The sequence below is a fragment of the Helicobacter pylori HUP-B14 genome (genome assembly GCF_000259235.1).
Taxonomy (GTDB): domain Bacteria; phylum Campylobacterota; class Campylobacteria; order Campylobacterales; family Helicobacteraceae; genus Helicobacter; species Helicobacter pylori_CU.
The window spans coordinates 1,014,818-1,040,268 of record NC_017733.1 but is presented as its reverse complement, the minus strand read 5'-3'; the positions used below and the strand labels follow the sequence as shown (position 1 = coordinate 1,040,268).

The window sequence follows — 25,451 nt, the reverse complement described above, 5'->3', positions numbered from 1 at the left end:
CTACCTTAAATAACCACATAATGAACGCTTAAGCACGCAGGAATGTTTTTAAGCTCTTCTAAAACTTCCAAAGAAACTTCTTCATCTACAATAATGAGCGCTAGGGCTTCTTTTTGCGTGTTACGCCCCAAACGAAAATCAGCGATGTTAATGCCATGCCTAGCGAACGCATTCCCCACACTCCCAATAACGCCTGGAATATCCGTATTCCTAAATAAAAGCATTTTACCCTTTGGCTCTATATCAATATGGAATCCATCAATCTCAGTGAGTTTTAAAATATCTTCTTCAAACACCGTGCCGCTCACGCTGATTGCGCCATTAGCCACATTGAGAGTTAAAGAGAGCATGTTTTTATAGGGCGAAGCGCTTTCTTTAAGGCTAACCTTAATCTCAATGCCTCTTTCTTTGGCCACAAAGGGGGCGTTAATGTAATTGATTTTATCCCCTACAACAGGTTTTAACACCCCTACTAGCGTAAAAGCGACAAGGGCGTCTTTGAATTGGTTGATCTCCCCACAAAGACTGAGTTCAATTTTTTGGCACACGCCCTTATGGATTTGACTGGAAAAATAACCCAGTTTTTGCGCTAAATTCAAGTAGGCTTTTGCGTTTGCATCAAAAGCTTGCATGGGTAAATTCAAAGCATGCGGATGGCTTGAACCTCTTAAAGACTCCATAACCCCTTGAGCGGCTTGTTTGGAAATTTCTTCTTGGGACTCTAAAGTGTTCGCGCCAATATGGGGGGTCGCATAAACATTGGGCAAGTCTAAAAGCTTGTTATGAATGCCAGGCTCTTTAGAAAAGACATCAATGCCAAGCCAACGCACTTTTTTGGTTTCTAAAGCTTCATAAAGAGCGTCTTCATTATAAAGCCCCCCTCTAGCGCAATTGATCAAAATAACCCCTTTTTTCATGCGTTCAATCTCTTTAGCGCCTATCATGTTAATGGTTTCTTTGTTTTTAGGGGTGTGGATAGTGATCATATCGCATTGCAAAATATCTTCAAAATTTTTTGTGTAAATGACCCCTAAATCAGTGGCTTTTGAAGAAGGGATATAAGGATCATAGGCTAGGACTTCCATTTCAAAGGCTTTAGCCCTAATGCCTACCCTAGAGCCAATATTCCCAAAACCAATGATGCCTAGCTTTTTATTTTTCAATTCCGTGCCATACCAGTCTTCTCTTTTCCATAGCCGTTGGTGTTTGATTTGATCATTCGCGCAAGGGAACGAACGCACTGCATTGATCAAATGCGCCATGGTTAATTCCACAGCGGCAATCGTGTTAGCGGTAGGGATATTCATCACTACAATCCCTTTTTGAGAGCAACTTTCTAAATCAATATTATCCACTCCCACGCCCGCTCTTACGATGGATTTTAAGTGTGTTAAGGGCTTTAAAAAATCGCTTGTGATAGGGGTCATGCTGCGAGTGATGAGCGCATCCATGGGAGTGAGTTTTTCTAAAAGCTCCTTTTTAGGGCATTTGGAATAATCATACAAGACAATGTCTTTTTGAGCTTCTAAAATTTGAATGCCTTTAGCATGGATGGGGTCGCAAATGGCTACTTGATACATTTTTATCCTTTGAATTTAAAAAACAGCATGATAGCGTATTTTATAATAGTCTAAATCAGCTAAAAAGCGTTCTTTTTTATTTTCATCTAAATAGATGATGAGGTTGGGTTGGTTTTTGGTGCTATCGTAAGCGTAATCAATTTGTTCTTTTTTAAGGATTTCTTTTAAACACCACCATTGATAGTCCTTTAAATCCTTAATGATAAGCTTTGAATACTCCCTTTTTTTTTCTTCAAAAGGGATTTCAAAATAATGTTCCACAACGGGGTAATTAATGGAATCTTGTGCATCAAGGTTTTGAGAAAGGGCGTTATTGCGATCTTCTTCGTTATGGGAGGCTTTTTCATCGTTAGGGGTATTAGGATTATTGGGGCTTTCTTCTAGGTTGATTTCATGGCTTTTTGCATCTGTTTGAGAGAGGCCTTCATTGGTTTGAGAGATCGCATGTGTTTGAGAGATCGCATGAGAAGTAGCGGGCATTTCTTTTTTAACGCTTAAAAACAAATAGGCTAAAACGCCAAGAGCGACAGCTAGGGAAATAAAAGCAACAACACCCTTAAATCTCATGCCATTCTCATGCTTTTAAAATCACTCTTTAGAATTTTTCTTTAAGAATATCCCCTAAAGTCATTTTATCATCGCTCGTGTTAAAAGCTTGCAATTCTTCTTTTTCTTTTTTGCGCTCTAACCTATGCACAGAAGCGCGCACCTTGTTATTAGATTTTTCAATCGCAACCACCACGCATGTGATTTCTTGGCCTATTTTGATTTCATCTTTTTTTAAGGGGTTCAAATCTTCATTTTTGATCAGCACATCAATGCCATCAGCATTAATGAAAACGCCAAAATCCTTAATACTCACCACTTTGCCTTGAATCACGCTGTCTGTTTTATGCTTTTGAGCGAATTCTTCTGTGGGGGAAGTCACCAAGTGCTTCGCGCTCAAAGAAATCTTTTTATCTTTTTTGTTGATTTTAAGGATTTTGACTTTGATCACATCGCCAATTTTATAGTGGTCTTTGCACTTTTTATCTTTATCCCAAAAAGCATCGTGATTGTGGAGCAAACCATCCACCCCACCCAGATTCAAAAACGCCCCAAAATCCGTTAAAGTCGCTACTTTGCCCTCTACAATATCCCCCACTTGGTGTTTGGATTCAAAAACATCAAAAGGCCTGTTAGTGAGTTGTTTTAAAGAAACCCTTAAGCGACGGTTTTTAGGATCAATGTCAATGATTTTCACATCAATCTCTTGCCCCACGCTCAAGTAATGGCTAGGGTGGCTGACATTTTTATCCCAAGAGATTTCAGAAACATGCAAAAAGCCTTCAATATCATTACCAATATCCACAAACACCCCGTAATGTTCAATATTGCTCACCACCACCTTAATGGCGTATCCGGGCTTTAGCTTGTCTTGGATCTCTTCCCATGGGTCTTCTATGGTCGCTTTTATGGAGAGTGAAAGGCGTCTTTTTTCTGCATCATAAGCGATGGCTTTGACATAGACTTCATCGCCCTCTTTGTAGTATTTTTCAGGGTTTACTGGTCCTTTATGACTGATTTCAGAATAATGAACCAAGCCCTCAATCCCCTTAGCTTCTACAAAAATGCCAAAAGGGGTGATCTGGCGCACAACCCCCAATACCGGCTCTTTAGCTTCTAACAATTCTTTAGAAACCTCAAGCTGCCGTTTATCATTGACTTCAAAGAATCGTTTGCGAGAAATATTGATAGAATGGTTTTCTTTATCCACACGAATGATGCACGCTTTAATGCGTTTGCCGATATGGTTTGCGTCATTCTTTAAAGAAGAGTGCGAGCGGGAGAGGAAATACTCCACGCCTTGAGACTCCACGATATAACCCCCTTTATTCTTGCCTACAATCTTGCCTTCAATAATGGCGTTTTCATAGTTTTCGCCCAATTCTTCAATTTTAGCCTGAATCTTTTGTTGGGAAATGGCCTTTTTGTAGGAAACGCTAGGGTGTTCACCTTTCTCGGACACATGCACGACAATGGGGTCATTTTTTTGATACAGCAACTGCCCCTTTTCATCGGTGATCTCACTCAAAGCCAAACGGCCTTCTGTCTTACCACCCACGCTCACCATGGCATAACCATCATTCTCATTGATGGAAACGATTAGCCCTTCTTTGATAGTGCCTTTTTCTAGGGTTTCTTCTTTTTCTAATTGTTTTTTAAAGAGTTTTGCGAAGTTTTCCTCCTCGTCATTAAAGTTCTGATCATCTGCTATCTTGCTCATTGACTGCCTTACTATAAAATAAATATAAAATCCTTAAGGGTATTGTATCCTTTTTTGGCTTACAAAATCGTTTAAAAACTAACAATTAGCGGTTTTTTTAAAGAAAATTTTCAAAATGTGTTAAATCGTGCTGATTTTTTGCTTGACATTTTCTATAATCCAATCCGGCGTGGAAGCCCCAGCGGTAATCCCGCACAATTTTTTATCCTTAAACCACGCTAACTCCAATTCGTTTTCATCTTCTACCAAGTAGCTGTCTTTGCAATGCTGTTTGGCGATGCTTAGGAGCTGTTTGGTGTTTGAAGAAGTTTTACCGCCCACGACTATCATAATATCCACTTCCTTACTCAAATCCAAAGCGGCTTTTTGGTTGTAGGAAGTAGCGTTGCAAATCGTGTTAAAAATACGCACTTCAGTGCATCTTTCCACCAAATAAGAAGCGATTTGCAAGAGTTTTGGGGTTTGTTTGGTGGTTTGAGAAACTAAAGCCACTTTTCGTTGGAGTTTTTTTTCTTGCAATTCTTCTAAAGAATTGACGACTAAAGCCTGGTTAGTGGCATAGCTTATCACGCCCTTGACTTCAGGGTGGTTAATATCCCCAAAAAGCACGATTTGATACCCTTCTTTGCTCATGGATTCCACAATTTGCTGAGGTTTGATCACATACGGGCAAGTCGCATCGGTGATTTTAACCCCCTTATTTTTCAAGTATTCTAAATCCTGCTTAGGAATGCCATGGGTTCTTATGATCACGCTCTTATTTTTAGGGATTTTTTTAGGGTCTTCTTCAATTTTCACATTGAAGTTTTTTTCCAAACGATTGATTTCTTTAGCGTTATGAATGAGCGATCCAAAAATCAAGCTGTTTTGATTTTTTTCAGCGATTTGTATCGCTCTTTTGACGCCAAAACAAAAACCATAATCCTTAGCCATTTTAATTTCCATTAAAACTCCCTTTTTTGAATAGATTGAGTAGGTGTTTGAATTGCGGGAAAGAAATGTTTGTGCATTCTAAATTATCAATTTCTAAAGGCAACGCTAAAGTTAAAACAGCAAAACTCATCGCAATCCTGTGATCATTAAAGCTTCTAATAAGGGGGGGTTTAATCCTAGAAAAGCGCTGTTTTAATGGGCTTGTATCTTCTAATCCCTCTATGTAAAACCCGTCTTCAAACTCTTCGCACTCAATCCCTAAAGCTTTGAAATTAGAAACAACCGCTTTAATCCTATCGCTTTCTTTGGCTCGTAAATCTTTAGCGTTTCTCACCATGCTTTTGCCTTTTGCAAAAAGCATGGCGATGCTTAAAGCAGGGATTTCATCAATAAGACTGGCGATATTTTGATCAATATTGATCGCTTTTAAAGGGGCATGTTCTATGTAAATATCGCCAATGATTTCTAAATCTTTGGATTGAATCGCATACTCTATGGAAGCACCCATTTTTTTCAAAACTTCAAAAGCTTCTATGCGAGTGGGGTTGAGCAAGACATTTTTTAAAAGAAGGCGGCTTTTTGGCGTAATCGCGCAAGCGAGGGCGAAAAAAAACGCGCTAGACGGATCATTAGCTATCGTAAAATCAAAGGCTTCTAGGGGTTTTTCTAGGGGTGAAATCATTAAAACGCCGTCTTGATTGTGAATCTTAGCTCCCAAACTTTTAAGCATGATTTCTGTGTGGTTACGGCTAAGCTCACTTTCTTTATAAACGCTTGAGCCTTGAGCTTGTAGGGCGCTTAAAATAAAAGCGCTTTTGACTTGAGCTGAAGCGATAGGGCTTTCATAATGACAAGCTTTTAAAGGATTCCCTAAGATCACTAAGGGGGCGAAATGGTTATCCTCTCTCCCTAAAATCTTTGCCCCAAAAGCCTTCAAAGGCTCAATGATTCTTTTCATGGGGCGTGCGTTTAAGGAATTGTCCCCGCTTAAAACAAAAAGGCCTTTTTGAGCGCTTAAAAGCCCGCTGTATAAACGCATGCTAGTGCCAGAATTGTTGCAATTTAAAATCTTGTTAGGCTCTTTTATAGCCGTTGGGGGCGTGATTTTAAAAGAATTTTTAGCGGTATTTTCCACTTTAGCCCCTAAATTTTGAGCGATTTCCAAAGAGCTTAAACAATCTTCTCCCATTAAAAAATTCCGCACGAAACAAGGCTTTTGAGCGAGCAGGCTAAAAATAACGGCTCTGTGTGAGAGCGATTTATCGCTAGCGTTAATGTCAAGCTCTATCACATATTATCCTTTGCTATCTTTATATTATCCCTTAAGGCGGGCGTTAAATTCTTTTTCTAAAATTTTAAGCGCTTTTTGCACGGCTGAATTGACCTCTTCATCATTCAGGGTTTTTTCTAAAGAATGGATCACGCAACGCACGCTTAAGGCTATGGAATTATGACTTTCTTTAAAAATATCAAGGGGTAGAATCTCGCTTAAATTAGGGATTTGAGCGTTCTTTAGGGCTTTTTTAATCTTGCTAAAAGCGGTATTTTCATCAATGATGAGAGTCAAATCCCTAACACTGCTAGGGTAAATGCTAAAGGGTTTTAACAGCATGGCATGGCGTTTGAGTTTAGAAGCGTCTATCTCAGCGTAATAGCTTTCAAACAAATCCCATTCTTGGATCACTTTAGGGTGGATTTTAGCAATTGTGCCGATGATTTCATTGTTTTGAATGATTTTAGCGCTCTGGTAGGGGTGGTTAATGGGGGTTTGAGCGGTTAGTTTTTCCAAGCTGAAATCCCCTATAACTTTTGAAACGCATTCAGCGAAAGAGTAAAAATCCCAAGCCTTGCCCTTAGCGTCAGGATAGCTTTCTTTTTTTTGTAAGCCGCTTACTAAAAAGCCTAGTTTTTGGATCTCTTCTCTTTTAGCGTTATACACGCTCCCTTTTTCATAAAGGGCGATGCTTTTAAACCCTAAATTTTTATTCCTTAAGCTAGCGTCTAAAAGCCCGCAAACAAGGCTTGTTCTCAGGGTGTTGAGATCCGTTGTGATAGGGTTTTGCAATTCTAGGGGATCTTCTAAAACTTCAAAGCCCAGTTTTTGCTGTTTTTCTTTAGAGTAAAACACGTAATGAATGACTTCTTTAAAACCGCAAGCGAGAGCCTTGTGTTTAAGGTTTTCAAAAAAGCGGTGCGTGTCATAATGGGGGTTTGAATTTTTGCTACTGACACAATTAAGAGACTTTGAGACTAGATTATCAATCCCTACAAAGCGCAAAATTTCTTCAGCAATATCTTGGATCGTTTTAATGTCATGCCTGAAATTTGGCGCAATAACCTCTAAAATTTGGGGTTTTGAGTTTGGCTCTTTTGCGCTGACTTTAAAGCCTAAATTTTTTAAAATGTCTTGAATTTTTTCTTTCTCTACAGCAAGCCCCAAAATTTCAGTAATGTCTTCAAGCTGGAATGTAAGGGTGCGATCTTTTAAAGAATGCTCAGTTTGTTTGCTTTCTAAAATCGTGGCTTTCAAATGAGCGCTTAAAAAATTCAAGCCGTCTGATAGATTAGGGTTACTCCCCCTAGCGCTCCTATAAATAAGGGCGTTGTCTTTTTGAAGCGTTTTATCTTTTAGGGCGTGCAATTTTAAAGACAGGCTTATCGGATCAATATAGCTCGCTTCTAAAAGCAAATACTCGCTCAAATCTTTTTGATCTTGATGTTTGATAGCGATAGTGGAGCGTTTTTGATGGTTGATATAAACGCTTTCAAGGTTATTTTCATCGTTTTTCACGCTCAAATCCATAGGGGTTTTATTCAGGCTATAAGCGTTCATTATTACCCCACTAAAATGCGTGCTGAATTCTATGAAATTGTTCAGATCGTTCTCGCTTAAGGCATTATTATGAGCGAGCGAAAGTTTGATATTTAAAGGGGTTTTTAAAGAATGATTATAAATCAAATAATAAGCCAGATGCGATTCAATATTTTCATCTGCATGAAGCGCGATTGAATCGCTTTTTGGCGTAAAATTTAAAGCCTTAATAGGTTTTAGGGGCGTGTGATAAAATGTGCTGACCTCTCTAGCAACGCCTAAAACACTCAAGCAATCCCCACGATTAGGAGTCAATGAAATTTCTAAAACATGCGTGTTGAAAGGGGCGTATTCATTTAATTCTTTCCCCAAAACCAACTCCCCAACGCTCTCATCTAATTCCAAGATGCCATCATTGATTTTAGGGAAGCCTAATTCAATGCTAGAGCAAATCATGCCACAGCTTTCAACCCCCCTAAGCTCAGTTTTAGCGATTGGGGTTGAGCCTATGATCGCTCCTTTGAGGGCGACTGGCACGAATTGGTTTGGCGCGACATTTTTAGCCCCGCACACGATTGGCAACACTTCTTTACCCACATCCACTTGACACACGCTGAGTTTTTCGGCGTTTTTATGGGGGGCTTTTTCTAAAACCTTACCCACAACCACATTTTTAGGAGCGATACAAGGGATACAGCTTTCCACTTCTAAACCTAAGCGACTCAAATCCTCACAGAGTTTGGCTATGTCTTTAGGCGTATTGACAAAAACATTCAAATCATTGACGATCAGTTTCATTAAAAGCTCTCCAACACCCTCAAATCAGTTTCAAAGAAACTGCGCAAATCATTGATCTGGCAAGTCAGCATGGCTAATCTTTCAATCCCCATGCCAAAAGCAAACCCGCTCACATTCTCATACCCTATGGCTTCAAACACCGCATTATTGACCATGCCGCAACCCAACACTTCCAGCCAGCCTGTGTGCGAGCAAACCCTACAGCCTTCTTGCTTGCAAAACACGCAGCTAATATCCACTTCAGCACTTGGCTCTGTGAAAGGGAAAAAGCTAGAGCGCCACCTTAACTTCACGCCCCCAAAGAAATAATACAAAAAGTCTTCGATCACACCTTTTAAATGTGTGAAACGGATATTCCCTTTTTGATCCACGACAAGCCCTTCAATTTGATGGAACATGGGCGTGTGGGTCAAGTCATAATCGCGCCTAAAGGTTTCGCCTAAACAAATCATTTTAATGGGTGGGGTTTGTTCTTGCATGGTGTGGATTTGAACGGGCGAAGTGTGGGTCCTTAAAAGCTTGTGATCTTTAAAATAGAAAGTGTCTTGCATGTCTCTTGCAGGATGGTAAGGGGGCAAGTTTAAAGCGCTGAAATTATGGAAATCATCTTCCACTAAAGAGCCGATTTCAAGCTTGTATCCTAATGGGGTGAAAAATTCAATGATTTTATTTTTAGTATAATTCAAAGGGTGAGAAGAGCTTGTTTTAATAGCGTTAAACAAGCTCACATCAATTTTTTCTTTTTTCAAGCGTTCTTCTAATTCAAGCTCCAAAATAGCCTTTTTTTTCAATTCAAAGGCTTTTTCAAACGCTTGTTTATAGTGGTGGATTTCTTTAGCAAAGGCGTTTTTTTCTTCGCCGTTTAGATTTTTGAGCTGGTTGAATTTATCCGCAAAAACCCCTTTTTTACCCAAAGCATTCAAGCGCACTTCTTCTAACTCTTTGCTATTAGTAACCTTTTCTAATCGCTCTATTAAGGTGTGCAATAACGATCCTTATATTTTATTTTTAAAAAGCTATAATACAACTTTAATAAAAGAAAAACCTTAAAAGGGAGCAAAAAAGCATGAATGTGTTTGAAAAAATAATCCAAGGCGAAATCCCTTGTTCTAAGATTTTAGAAAACGAGAATTTTTTATCCTTTTATGACATTAACCCTAAAGCTAAAGTGCATGCGTTGGTGATCCCCAAACAAAGCATTCAGGATTTTAATGGCATCACCCCAGAGCTTATGGCTCAAATGACAAGTTTTATTTTTGAAGTGGTGGAAAAATTAGGCATCAAAGAAGAGGGATACAAGCTTTTAACGAATGTGGGTAAAAACGCCGGGCAAGAGGTGATGCATTTGCATTTTCATATTTTAAGCGGGGATAAACATTAAAAGCGTTGGTGGTATTTCGTGCAAGCGTTTTTAAACAGGAGTTTTGCTCCCTTACTCAACCCTAACGAGAATCCTTTAGAGCAAGTTAAATCCAGTATCATTTTAAAAAAAGGGGTGTCTTATTTTGACTGGGGGGCTTCAGGCTTGGCGAGTGCTTTAGTGGAAAAGCGCGTGAAATCCTTACTGCCTTATTACGCGAACGCTCATTCCATCGCCTCTAAACATGCGATTTTAATGGGCATGCTTTTAAAAGAGTGCCAAGAAAAGTTGAAGCGTTCTTTAAATTTGAGCGATAATCATTGCGTCTTGAGCGCGGGGTATGGGGCGAGTTCAGCGATTAAGAAATTTCAAGAAATTTTAGGGGTGTGCATCCCTTCAAAAACGAAGAAAAATTTAGAGCCGTATTTGAAAGATATGGCTTTAAAGCGTGTGATTGTAGGGCCTTATGAACATCATTCTAATGAAATTAGCTGGCGTGAAGGCTTGTGTGAAGTGGTGCGTATCCCTTTGAATGAACATGGCCTATTGGATTTAGAAATTTTAGAGCAAACTTTAAAAAAATCCCCTAACAGCTTGGTTTCTATGAGCGCGGCTTCTAATGTAACAGGACTGCTTACGCCCTTAAAAGAAGTTTCATTATTGTGTAAGAAATATAGGGCTACTTTGGCTTTGGATTTAGCGAATTTTAGCGCGCATGCTAACCCTAAAGATTGCGAATACCAAACCGGTTTTTATGCGCCTCATAAGCTTTTAGGGGGTATTGGAGGGTGCGGTCTTTTAGGCATTTCTAAAGATTTGATTGACACGCAAATCGCCCCGAGTTTTAGCGCAGGGGGCGTGATTAAATACGCTAATCGCACACGGCATGAATTTATTGATGAATTGCCTTTAAGAGAAGAGTTTGGCACGCCAGGATTGTTGCAATTTTACAGGAGCGCTCTAGCGTATCAATTGAGAGATGAATGCGGTTTGGATTTTATCCATAAAAAAGAAAACAACCTTTTAAGAGTGCTAATGCATGGCTTAAAAGACTTGCCCGCTATTAATATTTATGGGAATTTAACAGCGAGTCGTGTGGGGGTAGTGGCTTTTAATATTGGGGGGATTTCGCCCTATGATTTAGCGAGAGTCTTAAGCTATGAATACGCTATTGAGACCCGGGCGGGTTGCTCTTGCGCGGGGCCTTATGGGCATGATTTATTGAATCTTAACGCCCAAAAGTCAAGCGATTTTAACGCTAAACCCGGATGGCTTAGGGTGAGTTTGCACTTCACGCATTCCATAAACGATATTGATTATTTGCTAGACAGCTTGAAAAAAGCGGTTAAAAAATTGCGTTAAGCTAAAACTATTTTTAAGGAAAAATTTGGATATTTTAGATTTGAATAAAGCGCAAGCGACACAACAAAATGAGCAAGAAGTAGAGGATAAAGAAAAAGAGTCTAAAGAGCCGGTGGTTTTAGAAGATTTGAGCGCTTTAGCATGGCTTGAATTAGAAGAGTTTAGCCGCCTTTCAGGACTTCCTAAAGAAAGGATTTTGGAATTAGTGAATCTTGGTAAGATTAAAAGCAAAATAAGCCACAACAAGCTTTTAATTGATGCGAGCAGTGGGACAAACGCTCTAATCAAAAAGGTAGAAAATAATTTGATTTCTATGGATATGAACGGGCGTTCTTTAGAGCCTGTGTTTGTGGAAAAAACCATTAACACGATTTTAAACTTGCATGATAAGGTCATTGGCGCTAAAGATGAAACGATTTCAGCCTTTAAAAATGAAAACATGTTTTTAAAAGACGCTTTAATCTCTATGCAAGAAGTCTATGAAGAAGATAAAAAAACCATCGATCTTTTGCGAGATGAACTCAATCAAGCGAGAGAAGAAATTGAATTTATGAAGAGGAAATACCGCTTGATGTGGGGGAAAGTCGCTGACATGAGCAGCGTGAATAAAAAGTAGTTTTCAATTAACGCCCATGTTTTGAGGGCTTATTAGCGGTAATTTTAGGTGAATATATGTTAGAATTTGGGGTGTTTTAACAGAATGCAAGCTTGAAGGAGAACCATGTCCATTTCACGCAGAAGTATCCTAACAAAAATCCCAATCGCGCTCGCTAGCGCTAATGTTTTAAAAGCTGTTGGTGTTTTTGAAAAGGTAGAATCCATTCCGCATGCAACGCATTTTGGCCCCTTTATTGCAAAGGTTCAAAATGGAGTGATTAAAGATATTATCCCCCAAAAGAGCGATTATAACCCTACCATGATGTTAAAAGCGATGGCAGATAGGGTGTATTCAGATAGTAGGGTGAAGTATCCTTGCGTGCGCAAGAGCTTTTTAGAAAACAAAAAAAACCACAAAGAATTGCGCGGGAGAGAAGAGTTTGTGCGTGTGAGTTGGGATGTGGCGTTGGATTTAGCGGCTAAAAAGCTTAAAGAAATCCCTAAAGAAAACATTTATAATGCCAGTTATGGTGGTTGGGGGCATGCGGGCAGCTTGCATCGTTGCCATCATTTAGCATGGCGTTTTTTTAATACGACTTTAGGGGGGGGCTATTGGCACTGATGGGGAATATGGCAATGGTGCGGCTGCAAGAATAAACCCTATGATTGTAGGGGATATGGAAGTTTATTCGCAACAAACCACGCATGAAGAGATGATTAAAAATTGTAAGGTGTATGTCATGTGGGGGGCGGATTTATTCAAGTGCAACCGCATTGATTATTTTGTGCCAAACCATGTCAATGACAGCTACTACCCTAAGTATAAAAGAGCCGGTATTAAATTCATTAGTATTGATCCCATTTATACCGAAACCGCTCAAGCCTTTAACGCTGAATGGATACCCATTCGCCCTAATACTGATGTAGCGTTAATGCTAGGTATGATGCATTATCTTTATACAAGCAATCAATACGATAAAGCGTTTATCGCTAAATACACTGATGGTTTTGATAAATTTTTACCCTACTTGCTAGGAGAGAGCGATAAGGCGCCTAAGACTTTAGAATGGGCGTCTCAAATCACTGGAGTGAGCGCAGAAAAGATCAAAGAATTAGCGGATTTATTTGTCTCTAAACGCACTTTTTTAGCGGGTAATTGGGCCATGCAAAGAGCTCAGCATGGCGAGCAACCGGATTGGGCGTTAATTGTTTTAGCCAGTATGATTGGTCAAGTGGGCTTATCGGGTGGGGGCTTTGGCTTTTCTATGCATTATGGAGGAAACGCTCAAGCGAGCTCTGGGGCAAGAATTGTTCCTATGATTTCGCAAGGGCATAATTCTGTAAAAAGCGTTATTCCAGCATCTAGAGTTTCTGAAGCGATTTTAAATCCGGATAAAGAAATTGATTTTATGGGCAAAAAACTCAAATTGCCTAAAATCAAAATGATTTATAATTGTGGGGCGGATTTATTGGGGCATGAAGCTGATACAAACGAGCTGATTCGCGCTTTAAGGACCTTAGATTGCGTGATCGTGCATGAGCCTTGGTGGACGCCTACGGCAAAATTTGCTGATATTGTCTTTGCTTCCACTAGCACCATGGAAAGAGATGATATTACTTTTGGAGGGAGTTATTCTAAGAATGTGGTTTATGCCATGCGTAAGGTGGTAGAGCCTGTTTATGAATCCAAAGACGATTATGAGATTTTCAGACAGCTCGCTTTACGCATTGGGGGCAATGAAACAGAGCAGAAATTCACTGAATCTAAGAGTTACATGGAATGGATTAAGAGCCTTTATGAAAAAAGCGATGGCCCTACTTTGAAATCGTTTGATCAATTTTGGAGGGATGGCTTTGTGGAGTTTGAAATCCCTGAAAATGCGAGAAAGTTTGTGCGTCATGCGAAATTCAGGCAAGACCCTATTAACAATAAACTGGATACAGAGAGCGGGAAAATTCAAATTTTTTCTCAAAAATGCGCGGATTTTAAACTGGCTGATTTTAAAGGGCATCCTACTTGGTTTGAGCCAGCTGAGTGGCTAGGCTCTAAAATGGCTGAGACTTATCCGTTCCATTTAATCTCTCCGCACCCAAAATACCGTGTCAATTCACAGCTTGATAACACTTGGGTTAGGAATGTGTATAAAATTCAAGGCAGAGAGCCTGTAATGATCAACGAACTAGACGCTAATAAATTAGGCATTAGGCATGGTGAAATTGTAGAAGTGTTTAACGCTAGGGGGAGGTTGTTAGCAGGGGCGTTTGTAACTAAGAATATCCGTCAAGGGGTTTTGAGTATCCAAAAAGGGGCATGGTATGACCCAGAAGATGGGAGGGTTAGAAACCCACGATGCAATGCAGGGCATGTGAATACGCTCACTTCTTTACGCCCCACAAGCAGCATGACACAAGCTATTTCAGCCAATACCGCTTTAGTCAATATCAGAAGACTTAGAAGGTATGAATTAGTCAAGCCCTATCATTCTATTTCAACACCAAGCATCATTGGGGCTTAAACGGAGTGAAAATACTAGCATGAGAGTGTTTTTACCCAATAAAGACTTAATAACTAAAGACTTGACAGCTAGCCAGATTAAAGCGTGGGCTAATTCTCAATTTTATATTATAATACCCAATCAATGCGTTTAATTTCTGTTTTCAATATTGACACTTAAAGGATAAAAGATGAATATTTTTCAAACGAGTTTGAAATGTTGCGTGGGGTTGGTTTTATTTATGGGGGTCTTATTAGGGGATTCTAAAGCTTTTAAGGTTAGGGTGGATAAAAGTTTGACTCCGCCCTTTTTGAATGTGCTTTCATTAGCTTTTAAACAAGACATGAAAAAAGAGATCATTTTTGTGGTTACCAAAAGCAACAAATTGAGTAAAAAAGTGCTTTGTGATTTTGACGCTTTTTTATTGCCTGAGACTCTGATGAGCGGCATGCCTAAAAAAGCGCTATTCCATAAGGAGTTTTTATTCCAGTCTAAAGAAAATAAAACGCTTTATGCGTTTTCGCTCATTGATTCTCAATATTGCTCAAAAGGTGGAAATTACAGATACGAACTAGAAAAATTAGAACGCTGGTTTGTGCAAAAAGCTCCTGAGTTGGCTGAAAGCTATAGGGTGAATTACAAAAATCAATACAATAAAACACAGATCCCACAAAAATAAAGAATGAGCGATGATTTTAGTATTAGATTTTGGGAGCCAATACACACAGCTGATTGCTAGAAGATTGAGAGAGAGCGGGATTTATACAGAAATAGTCCCTTTTTTTGAAAGCATAGAAAACATTCAAAAAAAAGCCCCTAAAGGTTTGATTTTGAGTGGGGGGCCAGCGAGCGTGTATGCTAAAGACGCTTACAAGCCTAACGAGAAAATCTTTGATTTGAATGTGCCGATTTTAGGGATTTGCTACGGCATGCAGTATTTGGTGGATTTTTTTGGGGGCGTGGTGGCTTGTGCGAATGAGCAAGAATTTGGTAAGGCTGTTTTAGAAATCGCTCAAAATTCCGTGATTTTTGAAGGCGTGAAGATTAAAAGCCTTGTGTGGATGAGTCATATGGATAAAGTCATAGAACTGCCTAAAGGCTTTACTACCCTTGCAAAAAGCCCTAATTCCCCCCATTGCGCGATTGAAAACGGCAAGATTTTTGGCTTGCAATTCCACCCAGAAGTCATTCAAAGCGAAGAAGGGGGTAAGATTTTAGAAAATTTTGCCCTTTTGGTTTGCGGCTGTGAAAAAACTTGGGGGATGCAGCATTTCGCTCAAAGAGAAATCGCGCGATTGAAAGAAAAAATTGCTAACGCTAAGGTTTTGTGCGCGGTGAGTGGGGGCGTGGATTCTACGGTGGTCGCTACGCTATTATACAGAGCCATTAAGGATAATTTGATCGCTGTTTTTGTAGATCATGGCTTGTTGCGTAAAAATGAAAAAGAAAGAGTGCAAGCGATGTTTAAAGACTTGCAAATCCCTTTAAACACGATAGATGCTAAAGAAATCTTTTTGTCTAAATTAAAGGGCGTGAGCGAGCCTGAATTGAAGCGAAAAATCATCGGCGAAACCTTTATTGAAGTGTTTGAAAAAGAAGCCAAAAAGCACCATTTAAAAGGCAAAATTGAATTTTTAGCCCAAGGCACTTTATACCCTGATGTGATTGAATCCGTGAGCGTTAAAGGGCCTTCAAAGGTGATCAAAACCCACCATAATGTGGGCGGACTGCCTGAATGGATGGATTTTAAACTCATAGAGCCTTTAAGGGAATTGTTTAAAGATGAGGTGCGTTTGTTGGGTAAGGAATTGGGCGTTAGCCAGGATTTTTTAATGCGCCACCCTTTTCCAGGGCCTGGGCTTGCTGTAAGGATTTTAGGCGAGGTTAGTGAGGATAAAATCAAATGCTTGCAAGAAGCGGATGCTATTTTTATAGAGGAGCTTAAAAAAGCCCATTTGTATGACAAGGTTTGGCAAGCTTTTTGCGTGCTATTGAATGTCAATTCTGTGGGGGTTATGGGGGATAATCGCACTTATGAAAACGCTATTTGCTTAAGAGCGGTGAATGCGAGCGATGGCATGACAGCGAGCTTTTCTTTTTTAGAGCATTCTTTTTTAGAAAAGGTTTCTAACCGCATCACTAATGAAGTGAATGGTATCAATAGGGTGGTGTATGATATTACCTCTAAACCACCAGGAACGATTGAATGGGAATGATTATCTTAAAAATAGCGCTAAAAGTGGGATTTTTTGGGTAAGATTAGGAATTGATTTTAAAGAAAAAGAAAGAAAGGAATTTAATGAAAAAAGGTAGTTTAGCAATCGTTTTAGGATCGTTATTAGCGAGTGGGGCGTTTTATACGGCTCTAGCTGATGGAATGCCTATGAAGCAGCAGCACAATAATATGGGTGAGTCCGTGGATTTGCATTTCCACTATCCTATTAAAGGCAAACAAGAGCCTAAAAACGGCCATTTAGTTGTCTTAATCGATCCTAAGATAGAGACTAATAAAGTTATCCCTGAAAATTATCAAAAAGAGTTTGAGAAGTCTTTATTCCTCCAACTGAGTAGTTTTTTAGAGAGAAAAGGCTATAGCGTTTCACAATTTAAAGATGCTAGCGAAATCCCTCAAGACATCAAAGAAAAAGCGTTGCTCGTTTTACGCATGGATGGGAATGTGGCTATCTTAGAAGATATTGTAGAAGAGAGCGATGCGCTTAGCGAAGAAAGAGTGATAGACATGTCTTCAGGGTATTTGAACTTGAATTTTGTTGAGCCAAAAAGTGAAGATATCATCCATAGTTTTGGTATTGATGTTTCAAAGCTTAAAGCTGTGATTGAAAGAGTGGAGTTGCGGCGCACCAATTCTGGAGGTTTTGTCCCCAAAACTTTTGTGCATAAGATTAAAGAAACCGACCATGATCAAGCCATTAGAAAGATCATGAATCAAGCTTATCACAAAGTGATGGTGCAGATCACCAAAGAGTTAAGCAAAAAACACATGGAACATTATGAAAAAGTTTCTAGCGAGATGAAAAAGCGAAAGTAGTTTTTTAGAAACAAAAAGCTCAAAAATCATTGAGAGCTGTTTTTAAAAAAGCAGCTTTTAAAAGGGTGGGGGAGTTGGAATTAATACAATTTTTGAGTGCCACTTTTGATTTTAGCGGCATTTTTGAAAAATTACGCTCAAAAATCAAAAAATTCAGTTATAATAACGCTTCATGTGAAAATTTCGGGGCGTAGCGCAGTCTGGTTAGCGCACTTGGTTTGGGACCAAGGGGTCGAAGGTTCGAATCCTTTCGCCCCGACCACTTTTTTGCGTAATTTGTTGTTCTGTTTAAGATTCTTTGGTAAAATGTCGCTTCCTTTCGTTGAATGGTGGGAGTAGCTCAGTCGGTTAGAGCATCAGATTGTGGTCCTGAGGGTCGTGGGTTCAATTCCCATCTTCCACCCCATCTCATTAAATAAGCGTTTTACCAAGTTTTATGTTAGTCATTCCTTTATTTGAATTGTAAGCGTTCGTAGCTCAATTGGATAGAGCACCAGACTTCGGATCTGGGGGTTAGGGGTTCGACTCCCTTCGGGCGCACCACCTAACACCAATACCATGCGCTTGTAGCTCAGCTGGATAGAGCAACAGCCTTCTAAGCCGTAGGTCGCAGGTTCGAGTCCTGCCAAGCGCACCACTTTTGACATTCTTTAAAGAGGAGTTATGGATTCTTTAGAGTGGGGATTACTCATTTTCTTAATTCTTGTTTTTCTTATAGGCATAGGATACTACATTTTTATGGTTCTTTCTTCTAAAGATTGATCATCAAAATAGCCCAATGACAAGAGATAGAGTTGGAAATCTCTAAAACATAGATCTTATATGAAAACATTCAATAAAAGCGGTTATAAAAACCTAAAAAGTGAAACATGTAAGAATAAAAGACATGCACATTATCCGTGACTTTATCGCACCGAACAGGGAAAGCTTTTTGACTACGGCCTATGCAAAATCCTACTATAAAAATATTAAATAAAGCAAGACTTGTTAAAAATTAAGGCTCCGTTTTTAATTGAATTTCAATCATAAAATGTAAAAATACTCAAAGCATCGCATCAAGCAATATAGCGATCTGAAAAGAGACTCACAATTGAGCTAAAGCCCGCTTTTTAGGGATAAATAAAAAGCGTTTTCAAATTGCATGGGTAACTTTATGGGGCGAAGCGTTTCTAATTTTTGGTATAATCGCTAGAAATTATGAGAAAGATTTTATCTTGTTTGAGTGGGGTTTTGCATGCGTTTATTATTGTGGTGGGTATTGGTATTATCGCTCTTTTTAAATCCTTTGAGAGCGGTTGAAGAGCATGAAACAGATGCGGTGGATTTGTTTTTGATTTTCAATCAAATCAACCAGCTCAATCAAGTCATTGAAACTTACAAAAAAAACCCTGAAAGAAGTGCTGAAGTCTCTCTGTATAACACCCAAAAGAATGATTTGATTAAAAGTTTGACTTCTAAAGTGTTGAATGAAAGGGATAAGATCGGGATTGATATAAACCAAAATTTAAAAGAACAGGAAAAAATCAAAAAGCGTTTGTCTAAAAGCATTAAGGGCGATGATTTCTACACTTTCATGAAAGATAGATTGTCTTTAGATATTTTGTTGATAGATGAAATTTTGTATCGTTTTATAGATAAAATCAGGAGCAGTATTGATATTTTTAGCGAACAAAAAGATGTGGAAAGTATCAGCGATGCTTTTCTTTTGCGTTTAGGGCAATTCAAACTCTACACTTTCCCTAAAAATTTAGGCAATGTCAAAATGCATGAATTAGAGCAGATGTTTAGCGATTATGAATTGCGTTTGAACACTTACACCGAAGTCTTGCGTTACATTAAAAACCACCCTAAAGAAGTGCTTCCTAAAAACTTGATCATGGAAGTGAATATGGATTTTGTGTTAAACAAAATCAGCAAGGTTTTGCCTTTCACAACCCATAGCTTGCAAGTGAGTAAAATCGTGCTGGCTTTGACGATTTTAGCCTTATTGCTGGGTTTAAGGAAATTGATCACTTGGCTTTTAGCCTTATTGTTAGATCGTATTTTTGAAATCATGCAGCGCAATAAAAAAATGCATGTCAATGTGCAAAGCAGCATTGTTTCGCCGGTTTCTGTCTTTTTAGCCTTATTTAGTTGCGATGTGGCTTTAGATATTTTCTACTACCCTAACGCATCGCCTCCTAAAGTTTCTATGTGGGTGGGTGCGGTGTATATCATGCTTTTAGCATGGTTAGTGATAGCACTCTTTAAAGGCTATGGGGAAGCGTTAGTTACGAATATGGCTACCAAAAGCACGCACAATTTTAGAAAAGAAGTGATCAACTTGATCTTAAAAGTCGTGTATTTTTTGATCTTCATTGTCGCGCTTTTAGGGGTTTTGAAACAACTAGGGTTTAACGTTTCAGCCATCATCGCTTCTTTAGGGATTGGGGGGTTAGCGGTGGCTTTGGCGGTTAAAGATGTGTTGGCGAATTTCTTTGCTTCGGTCATTTTATTGTTAGACAATTCGTTTTCTCAAGGGGATTGGATCGTGTGCGGTGAAGTGGAGGGCACGGTGGTGGAAATGGGGTTAAGACGCACCACGATCAGAGCCTTTGATAACGCTCTTTTGTCCGTGCCTAATTCAGAATTAGCCGGAAAACCCATCAGGAATTGGAGCCGGCGTAAAGTGGGAAGGCGTATTAAAATGGAAATAGGCTTAACCTATAGCTCCAGTCAAAGCGCTTTACAGCTTTGCGTGAAAGACATTAAAGAAATGCTAGAAAACCACCCTAAAATCGCCAATGGAGCCGATAGTGCTTTGCAAAATGCGAGCGATTACCGCTACATGTTTAAAAAAGATATTGTCTCTATTGACGATTTTTTAGGGTATAAAAACAATCTGTTTGTCTTTTTAGATCAGTTTGCGGACAGCTCTATTAATATTTTGGTGTATTGTTTTTCTAAGACGGTGGTTTGGGAAGAGTGGCTAGAAGTCAAAGAAGACGTGATGCTAAAAATCATGGGGATCGTAGAAAAGCACCATTTGAGTTTTGCTTTCCCATCACAGAGTTTGTATGTGGAGAGTTTGCCAGAAGTTAGCCTGAAAGAAGGGGCTAAAATCTGAAATTATTGGTAGATGTATTCTTTGGTTAAGGGGAAAGTGTTATCCACGCTGTTGGTTAAAAGCAATTGGAATAAATCCGCGCTCCCCACCCTGAAAGCCGATGCACAAGTCCTTAAATACAGATCCCACATGCGGATAAAGCGTTCGTCATAGCCGAGTCTTTTCACTTGGTCTAGGTTGTGGTTGAAGTTGTCTCGCCAAATGTCTAAAGTCTTAGCGTAATGGATGCGTAAGCTTTCAGCCATGAGCAAGTGGAAGTCGCATTCGCTCATCACGCTCATCACTTCTCTTAAAGAGGGCAAATAACCGCCTGGAAAGATGTATTTATCCACCCATGCGTTAGTCTTGCCTTCAAAACAGCATAAAATGGAATGGAGCAAAAACATCCCGCCCGTTTTCAACACTTCTTTAACTTTTTTGAAATAAAAGGGCAAATTATCCTTACCCACATGCTCAAACATGCCCACGCTCACCACTTTATCAAAGCGGTATAAACGCCCGTCTAAATCCTGGTAATTCAATAATTTGATCGTTACTTTATCCTCTAATCCTAACTCTTGGACTCGTTTGTTAGCCTGTTTGTATTGCTCGCTAGAAATGGTGATCCCCATCACTTCCGCCCCGTATTCTTGCGCAGCTTTTACAGAGAGATAGCCCCAGCCACAGCCTATATCCAGCAGTTTTTCGCCAGGCTTTAGGTGGAGTTTTTTTAAAGTGTGATCTAATTTTTGGAGCTGGGCGGCATGGAGGGTGTCATCGTCCTTTTTGAAATACGCGCATGAATAGCTTAAGGTTTCATCTAGCCAGATAGAATAAAAGTCATTCCCTAGATCGTAATGTTTAGAAATGTTGGAGCTTTCTTTGATGGGTTTTTGGATAGCTTTAGCGTTATCATGTTTGTGCAAATGCTCATAATTGGTTTGCAAATACAAAGAATGCATCACCTCATCCATAGAGCCTTCAATATCAATCACGCCGTCCATATAAGCCTCAGCAATCGTCAAAGACATGTCTTTTTTAATATCGCTAAATTTTAGGGGGCGATGGATTTTAAGGGTGAATTTAGGCGAATGTTCGCCATTCCTATAAACGCTATTGTCCCAAAAAACGACCTGATAATCGCCGTTTTTCCACTGCTTGAACATGCTTTTGAGCAAAAATTTTGAAATCATCTGTAATTCCTTGAACTCATTTTTCAATTTTTTGAGCGTCAATTATAATGAATTTTAAGCTAAAAACACCCCATGAATAAGCATAAATTCAACCTCTATTCTCTAAATTTTTAAAAGCATGTTAAAATTAAGAGATTTAAACAAATTTAAGGTAACACGATTATAAAGATGCAAAAATCACTGATCACAACCCCCATTTATTATGTGAATGACATCCCTCATATTGGCCATGCTTATACGACTTTGATTGCGGACACTTTAAAGAAGTATTACACGCTCCAAGGCGAAGAAGTCTTTTTTTTAACCGGCACCGATGAGCATGGGCAAAAGATCGAACAAAGCGCGAGGTTGAGGAATCAAAGCCCCAAAGCTTACGCCGATAGCATTAGCGCGATTTTTAAAAACCAGTGGGATTTTTTCAATTTGGATTATGATGGTTTTATCCGCACCACAGACAGCGAGCATCAAAAATGCGTGCAAAACGCCTTTGAAATCATGTTTGAAAAAGGGGATATTTATAAAGGCACTTATAGTGGGTATTATTGCGTGAGCTGTGAGAGTTATTGCGCGATCTCTAAAGCGGACAACACGAGTGATAAAGTCTTATGCCCTGATTGCTTGAGGGAGACTGCGCTTTTAGAAGAAGAGAGCTATTTTTTCAGATTGAGCGCGTATGAAAAGCCTTTATTGGATTTTTACGCTAAAAATCCTGAAGCGATTTTGCCTATTTATCGTAAAAATGAGGTAACTTCTTTTATTGAGCAGGGTTTATTGGATCTGTCTATCACGCGCACGAGCTTTGAATGGGGCATTCCTTTGCCTAAAAAAATGAACGATCCTAAACATGTGGTGTATGTTTGGCTGGACGCTTTATTGAATTATGCGAGCGCGTTAGGGTATTTGAACGATTTAGACAATAAAATGGTGCATTTTGAACGCGCTAGGCATATTGTGGGTAAGGATATTTTGCGCTTCCATGCCATCTATTGGCCAGCCTTTTTGATGAGTTTGAATTTGCCCTTATTCAAACAGCTTTGCGTGCATGGGTGGTGGACGATAGAGGGCGTGAAAATGAGTAAGAGCTTGGGTAATGTTTTAAACGCTCAAAAAATCGCTATGGAGTATGGGATTGAAGAATTACGCTATTTTTTATTGCGTGAAGTGCCTTTTGGGCAAGATGGGGATTTTTCTAAAAAAGCGTTAATAGAAAGGATCAACGCGAATTTGAATAACGATTTAGGGAATTTATTGAATCGTTTGTTAGGCATGGCTAAAAAATATTTCAATTATTCTCTAAAAAGTGCCAAAATCACCGCTTATTATTCTAAAGAGCTAGAAAAAGCGCATCAAATTTTAGATAACGCTAATTCTTTTGTGCCTAAAATGCAATTGCATAAAGCTTTAGAGGAATTGTTTAACGTTTATGATTTTTTAAACAAACTCATCGCTAAAGAAGAGCCATGGGTTTTGCACAAAAACAACGAATCAGAAAAACTAGAAGCCTTATTGAGTTTGATCGCAAACGCGCTGTTGCAATCAAGCTTCTTACTCTATGCGTTCATGCCAAAGAGCGCTATGAAATTAGCGAATGCTTTCAACACAGAAATCACGCCCAATAATTACGAACGCTTTTTTAAAGCTAAAAAATTACAAGATATGATTTTACAAGACACCGAACCTTTATTTTCCAAAATGGAGAAAATTGAAAAGGCTGAAAAAGCGGGAGAAGCCTCACCAGAAAAAAACGAAAAAGAAAAAAAAGATAGAAAAGAAAAAGCCCCACCAAAACAAGAAAACTATATCGGCATTGAGGATTTCAAAAAAGTAGAGATTAAAGTGGGGCTTATCAAAGAAGCTCAAAGGATTGAAAAGTCCAATAAATTACTGCGTTTAAAAGTGGATTTAGGCGAAAATCGTTTGAGGCAGATTATCTCAGGGATCGCTTTGGATTATGAGCCTGAAAGTTTGGTGGGGCAAATGGTGTGCGTGGTGGCTAATTTAAAACCCGCAAAGCTTATGGGCGAAATGAGTGAGGGCATGATTTTAGCGGTGCGAGATAGCGATAATCTGGCTTTAATCAGCCCTACCAGAGAAAAAATTGCAGGAAGTTTGATCAGCTAAATGCGATTAGGGGTGAATGAAGCCGTAGAATTGAGTTTGGGCGAATTGCAAAACACGCCCTCAATCAGCTATTTTAATTCTATTGTTTTGTCTTTAAGCAAAGTCCAAAAAGGCTCTTTATTTGCCGCTAAAGATCACACGCTCATTCCTAAAGCTTTAGAGTTAGGGGCTTATGGGATCTTATACACAGGAGAATATCCTTTAAGCGATAGGGATGTGGCATGGATCAAGCTTAAAGATATAGAGCATTCTTTGAATCATTTGTTTAAATTTTGCTTGTTGAATGAGCGCGTGGTCGGGGTGCTGTTAAGCCCCATAGAATTAGAGATCGCTTCTAAAATCATGGTGAGCGGATTTGTGTGGTGCTTGAAAGAGAGCCTTGAAGATTTGTTCATTATAGAGGGGTGTAAAATAGCCTTTTTTGATAAATTGGAGTGGCTCCATTTGTTTTATAAGCAAGAGCGCTTGAAAGAAGATTTAAAAGAAAGCCGTTTAATCATTCTCAACCAATCCTTTTTTTGCAGCGCTTTAGTCTATGAAAAACAAGAATACGAATTCAAAATGCCATGCATCTTTTTAGAGCCTTTAAAAAGGGTGATTCAATTGTGCGAGAAATTACAAATTGAATTTGATTTGAATCTTTTAGGCAAAAAAGAATACCCACTAGATCATTGCAAACCCTTTTTTGTGAATAAAAATTTAGAAATAGCCCCCTATGGCGCAACGGCAAGGGTGGTTGTCGCTGAGACTTCAAAAGAATTGTTTGAAATGATGCTTCAAAAAGCCCTTGAGACTTTATCGTGGGGGAAAATTGTCGTGTTTTGTCGTAAAAACAGCGCGGCTTTCTTTAAAAAAACCAACCCTTATTGTTACACCACCCAAAACAACTTAAAAGAGCAATTAAAAAATTTAGCGTTTAATTTCGCTTTTATTTATGGGATTAGCTCTCATCATTTAGAATCCCTTTTAAACCCCCCCCTTTTTAAAAAAACCCCCACGCTATGGTAAGTCATGCTCACTTGTAACGATAAAATTAATCCAAAAACCCTTTTAGAAGAAATCATGGCGTTAAGGCCATGGCGTAAAGGCCCTTTTGAAATTTCTCAAATCAAGATTGATAGCGAATGGGATAGCTCCATTAAATGGGATCTAGTCAAAAACGCCACTCCTTTAAAAGACAAAATAGTGGCTGATGTGGGTTGCAATAACGGCTATTACTTGTTTAAGATGCTAGAATATAAGCCTAAAAGCTTGGTGGGGTTTGATCCGGGCGTTTTAGTCAAAAAACAATTTGAATTTTTAGCCCCCTTTTTTGATAAAGAAAAAAAAATCATTTACGAGTCTTTGGGGGTAGAGGATCTGCATGAAAAATACCCTAACGCTTTTGATGTCATTTTTTGCTTAGGGGTGCTATACCACAGGAAAAGCCCGCTAGAAGCTTTAAAAGCCTTGTATCATGCTTTAAAGATAAAAGGGGAGCTAGTGTTGGATACACTTATTATTGATTCGCCCCTAGACATCGCTCTTTGCCCTAAAAAAACTTACGCTAAAATGAAAAATGTTTATTTTATCCCTAGCGTTAGCGCTTTAAAAGGGTGGTGTGAAAGGGTGGGGTTTGAAAATTTTGAGATTCTTAGCGTTTCAAAGACCACGCCTAAAGAACAGCGTAAAACGGATTTTATTTTGGGGCAAAGTTTGGAAGATTTTTTGGATAAAACGGATCACTCTAAAACTTTAGAGGGGTATGACGCTCCTTTAAGGGGGTATTTTAAAATGCTTAAACCAAGCAAGCTTTAATAA

Annotated in this window: 18 protein-coding genes, 4 tRNA genes and 1 pseudogene; 15 read left to right on the top strand and 8 right to left on the bottom strand. The window is 39.1% G+C overall.

Annotation, left to right across the window (positions count from 1 at the left end; all coding sequences use genetic code 11):
* Positions 1 to 5: 5 nt before the first annotated feature.
* From serA to pheS, 7 genes are all read right to left on the bottom strand, one after another.
* Positions 6 to 1,580, bottom strand: a complete 1,575-nt coding sequence (gene serA, locus HPB14_RS04935) for a phosphoglycerate dehydrogenase (RefSeq protein ID WP_000285160.1) — start codon at positions 1,578 to 1,580, stop codon at positions 6 to 8.
* Between the two features lie 15 nt (positions 1,581 to 1,595).
* Positions 1,596 to 2,147 carry a hypothetical protein gene (locus tag HPB14_RS04930; protein WP_001211135.1) on the bottom strand — a complete coding sequence of 184 codons (552 nt, stop codon included), beginning with the start codon at positions 2,145 to 2,147 and terminating at the stop codon, positions 1,596 to 1,598.
* A gap of 28 nt (positions 2,148 to 2,175) precedes the next feature.
* Complete coding sequence (locus tag HPB14_RS04925; RefSeq protein WP_000034011.1) at positions 2,176 to 3,846, bottom strand: 30S ribosomal protein S1; 1,671 nt, start codon at positions 3,844 to 3,846, stop codon at positions 2,176 to 2,178.
* 120 nt (positions 3,847 to 3,966) lie between these two features.
* A complete protein-coding gene (locus HPB14_RS04920) occupies positions 3,967 to 4,791 on the bottom strand; it encodes a 4-hydroxy-3-methylbut-2-enyl diphosphate reductase (RefSeq protein WP_000403575.1) in 825 nt (274 codons plus the stop codon).
* Positions 4,781 to 6,070 carry a 3-phosphoshikimate 1-carboxyvinyltransferase gene (gene aroA / locus HPB14_RS04915; protein ID WP_000570882.1) on the bottom strand — a complete coding sequence of 430 codons (1,290 nt, stop codon included), beginning with the start codon at positions 6,068 to 6,070 and terminating at the stop codon, positions 4,781 to 4,783. Before aroA ends, HPB14_RS04920 begins: the two co-directional genes overlap by 11 nt.
* 24 nt (positions 6,071 to 6,094) lie before the next feature.
* Complete coding sequence (gene pheT / locus HPB14_RS04910; protein WP_000767744.1) at positions 6,095 to 8,389, bottom strand: phenylalanine--tRNA ligase subunit beta; 2,295 nt, start codon at positions 8,387 to 8,389, stop codon at positions 6,095 to 6,097.
* Entirely contained in the window at positions 8,389 to 9,375 is a 987-nt protein-coding gene (pheS, locus tag HPB14_RS04905; protein ID WP_000557110.1) for a phenylalanine--tRNA ligase subunit alpha, read from the bottom strand. Before pheS ends, pheT begins: the two co-directional genes overlap by 1 nt.
* An 80-nt stretch (positions 9,376 to 9,455) precedes the next feature.
* On the opposite strand from pheS, the gene HPB14_RS04900 reads away from it, so the two are divergent.
* The 12 genes and pseudogenes from HPB14_RS04900 to HPB14_RS04835 all read left to right on the top strand — a co-directional run bounded on the left by HPB14_RS04900 (position 9,456) and on the right by HPB14_RS04835 (position 20,358).
* Complete coding sequence (locus tag HPB14_RS04900; protein ID WP_001100340.1) at positions 9,456 to 9,770, top strand: histidine triad nucleotide-binding protein; 315 nt, start codon at positions 9,456 to 9,458, stop codon at positions 9,768 to 9,770.
* Between the two features lie 18 nt (positions 9,771 to 9,788).
* The gene (locus tag HPB14_RS04895; RefSeq protein ID WP_001147576.1) at positions 9,789 to 11,111 is read left to right on the top strand and encodes an aminotransferase class V-fold PLP-dependent enzyme; all 1,323 of its coding nucleotides are present in this window, start codon (positions 9,789 to 9,791) and stop codon (positions 11,109 to 11,111) included.
* A 25-nt stretch (positions 11,112 to 11,136) separates the two neighbouring features.
* Positions 11,137 to 11,727: a DUF3972 domain-containing protein gene (locus HPB14_RS04890; RefSeq protein ID WP_000352034.1), complete on the top strand. Its 591-nt coding sequence runs from the start codon at positions 11,137 to 11,139 to the stop codon at positions 11,725 to 11,727.
* A gap of 105 nt (positions 11,728 to 11,832) precedes the next feature.
* A pseudogene (locus HPB14_RS04880) lies at positions 11,833 to 14,224 on the top strand (molybdopterin guanine dinucleotide-containing S/N-oxide reductase).
* A gap of 169 nt (positions 14,225 to 14,393) precedes the next feature.
* Positions 14,394 to 14,882, top strand: coding sequence for a hypothetical protein (locus tag HPB14_RS04875; RefSeq protein WP_001020233.1), 489 nt, complete (start codon positions 14,394 to 14,396; stop codon positions 14,880 to 14,882).
* A 10-nt stretch (positions 14,883 to 14,892) separates the two neighbouring features.
* Positions 14,893 to 16,419, top strand: coding sequence for a glutamine-hydrolyzing GMP synthase (gene guaA, locus HPB14_RS04870; RefSeq protein WP_000604689.1), 1,527 nt, complete (start codon positions 14,893 to 14,895; stop codon positions 16,417 to 16,419).
* Between the two features lie 83 nt (positions 16,420 to 16,502).
* Entirely contained in the window at positions 16,503 to 17,252 is a 750-nt protein-coding gene (gene hpaA2 / locus HPB14_RS04865; protein WP_000715733.1) for an HpaA2 protein, read from the top strand.
* A gap of 184 nt (positions 17,253 to 17,436) precedes the next feature.
* A tRNA-Pro gene (locus tag HPB14_RS04860) sits at positions 17,437 to 17,514 on the top strand.
* A 67-nt stretch (positions 17,515 to 17,581) separates the two neighbouring features.
* A tRNA-His gene (locus tag HPB14_RS04855) sits at positions 17,582 to 17,658 on the top strand.
* Positions 17,659 to 17,718: 60 nt separating this feature from the next.
* Positions 17,719 to 17,795 (top strand) — tRNA-Arg (locus tag HPB14_RS04850).
* A 17-nt stretch (positions 17,796 to 17,812) separates the two neighbouring features.
* Positions 17,813 to 17,889: transfer RNA gene (locus HPB14_RS04845), tRNA-Arg, on the top strand.
* A gap of 621 nt (positions 17,890 to 18,510) precedes the next feature.
* Positions 18,511 to 20,358 (top strand): mechanosensitive ion channel family protein, encoded by a 1,848-nt coding sequence (locus tag HPB14_RS04835; protein ID WP_229018055.1) that lies wholly within the window; start codon positions 18,511 to 18,513, stop codon positions 20,356 to 20,358.
* A 2-nt stretch (positions 20,359 to 20,360) separates the two neighbouring features.
* Here the strand turns inward: HPB14_RS04835 and cfaS are convergent, their stop codons facing one another.
* On the bottom strand, positions 20,361 to 21,530 hold the full coding sequence (cfaS, locus tag HPB14_RS04830; RefSeq protein ID WP_000623800.1) for a cyclopropane fatty acid synthase: 1,170 nt from the start codon (positions 21,528 to 21,530) through the stop codon (positions 20,361 to 20,363).
* A 168-nt stretch (positions 21,531 to 21,698) separates the two neighbouring features.
* On the opposite strand from cfaS, the gene metG reads away from it, so the two are divergent.
* From metG to cmoB, 3 genes are read left to right on the top strand one after another with little or no spacing between them, the layout of a single operon-like run.
* Positions 21,699 to 23,651, top strand: a complete 1,953-nt coding sequence (metG, locus tag HPB14_RS04825) for a methionine--tRNA ligase (RefSeq protein WP_001172537.1) — start codon at positions 21,699 to 21,701, stop codon at positions 23,649 to 23,651.
* Positions 23,652 to 24,659, top strand: coding sequence for a hypothetical protein (locus HPB14_RS04820; protein WP_001236554.1), 1,008 nt, complete (start codon positions 23,652 to 23,654; stop codon positions 24,657 to 24,659).
* 3 nt (positions 24,660 to 24,662) lie between these two features.
* Complete coding sequence (cmoB, locus tag HPB14_RS04815) at positions 24,663 to 25,448, top strand: tRNA 5-methoxyuridine(34)/uridine 5-oxyacetic acid(34) synthase CmoB (protein WP_000954430.1); 786 nt, start codon at positions 24,663 to 24,665, stop codon at positions 25,446 to 25,448.
* The last annotated feature ends 3 nt before the right edge of the window (positions 25,449 to 25,451 follow it).

Excerpts from the sequence above, each read along its gene's own strand:
- serA (WP_000285160.1), bottom strand. The coding sequence starts at position 1,580 with ATGTATCAAGTAGCCATTTGCGACCCCATCCATGCTAAAGGCATTCAA.
- HPB14_RS04930 (WP_001211135.1), bottom strand. The coding sequence starts at position 2,147 with ATGAGATTTAAGGGTGTTGTTGCTTTTATTTCCCTAGCTGTCGCTCTT.
- HPB14_RS04925 (WP_000034011.1), bottom strand. The coding sequence starts at position 3,846 with ATGAGCAAGATAGCAGATGATCAGAACTTTAATGACGAGGAGGAAAAC.
- HPB14_RS04920 (WP_000403575.1), bottom strand. The coding sequence starts at position 4,791 with ATGGAAATTAAAATGGCTAAGGATTATGGTTTTTGTTTTGGCGTCAAA.
- pheT (WP_000767744.1), bottom strand. The coding sequence starts at position 8,389 with ATGAAACTGATCGTCAATGATTTGAATGTTTTTGTCAATACGCCTAAA.
- HPB14_RS04900 (WP_001100340.1), top strand. The coding sequence starts at position 9,456 with ATGAATGTGTTTGAAAAAATAATCCAAGGCGAAATCCCTTGTTCTAAG.
- HPB14_RS04875 (WP_001020233.1), top strand. The coding sequence starts at position 14,394 with ATGAATATTTTTCAAACGAGTTTGAAATGTTGCGTGGGGTTGGTTTTA.
- guaA (WP_000604689.1), top strand. The coding sequence starts at position 14,893 with ATGATTTTAGTATTAGATTTTGGGAGCCAATACACACAGCTGATTGCT.
- hpaA2 (WP_000715733.1), top strand. The coding sequence starts at position 16,503 with ATGAAAAAAGGTAGTTTAGCAATCGTTTTAGGATCGTTATTAGCGAGT.
- cfaS (WP_000623800.1), bottom strand. The coding sequence starts at position 21,530 with ATGATTTCAAAATTTTTGCTCAAAAGCATGTTCAAGCAGTGGAAAAAC.
- metG (WP_001172537.1), top strand. The coding sequence starts at position 21,699 with ATGCAAAAATCACTGATCACAACCCCCATTTATTATGTGAATGACATC.
- HPB14_RS04820 (WP_001236554.1), top strand. The coding sequence starts at position 23,652 with ATGCGATTAGGGGTGAATGAAGCCGTAGAATTGAGTTTGGGCGAATTG.
- cmoB (WP_000954430.1), top strand. The coding sequence starts at position 24,663 with ATGCTCACTTGTAACGATAAAATTAATCCAAAAACCCTTTTAGAAGAA.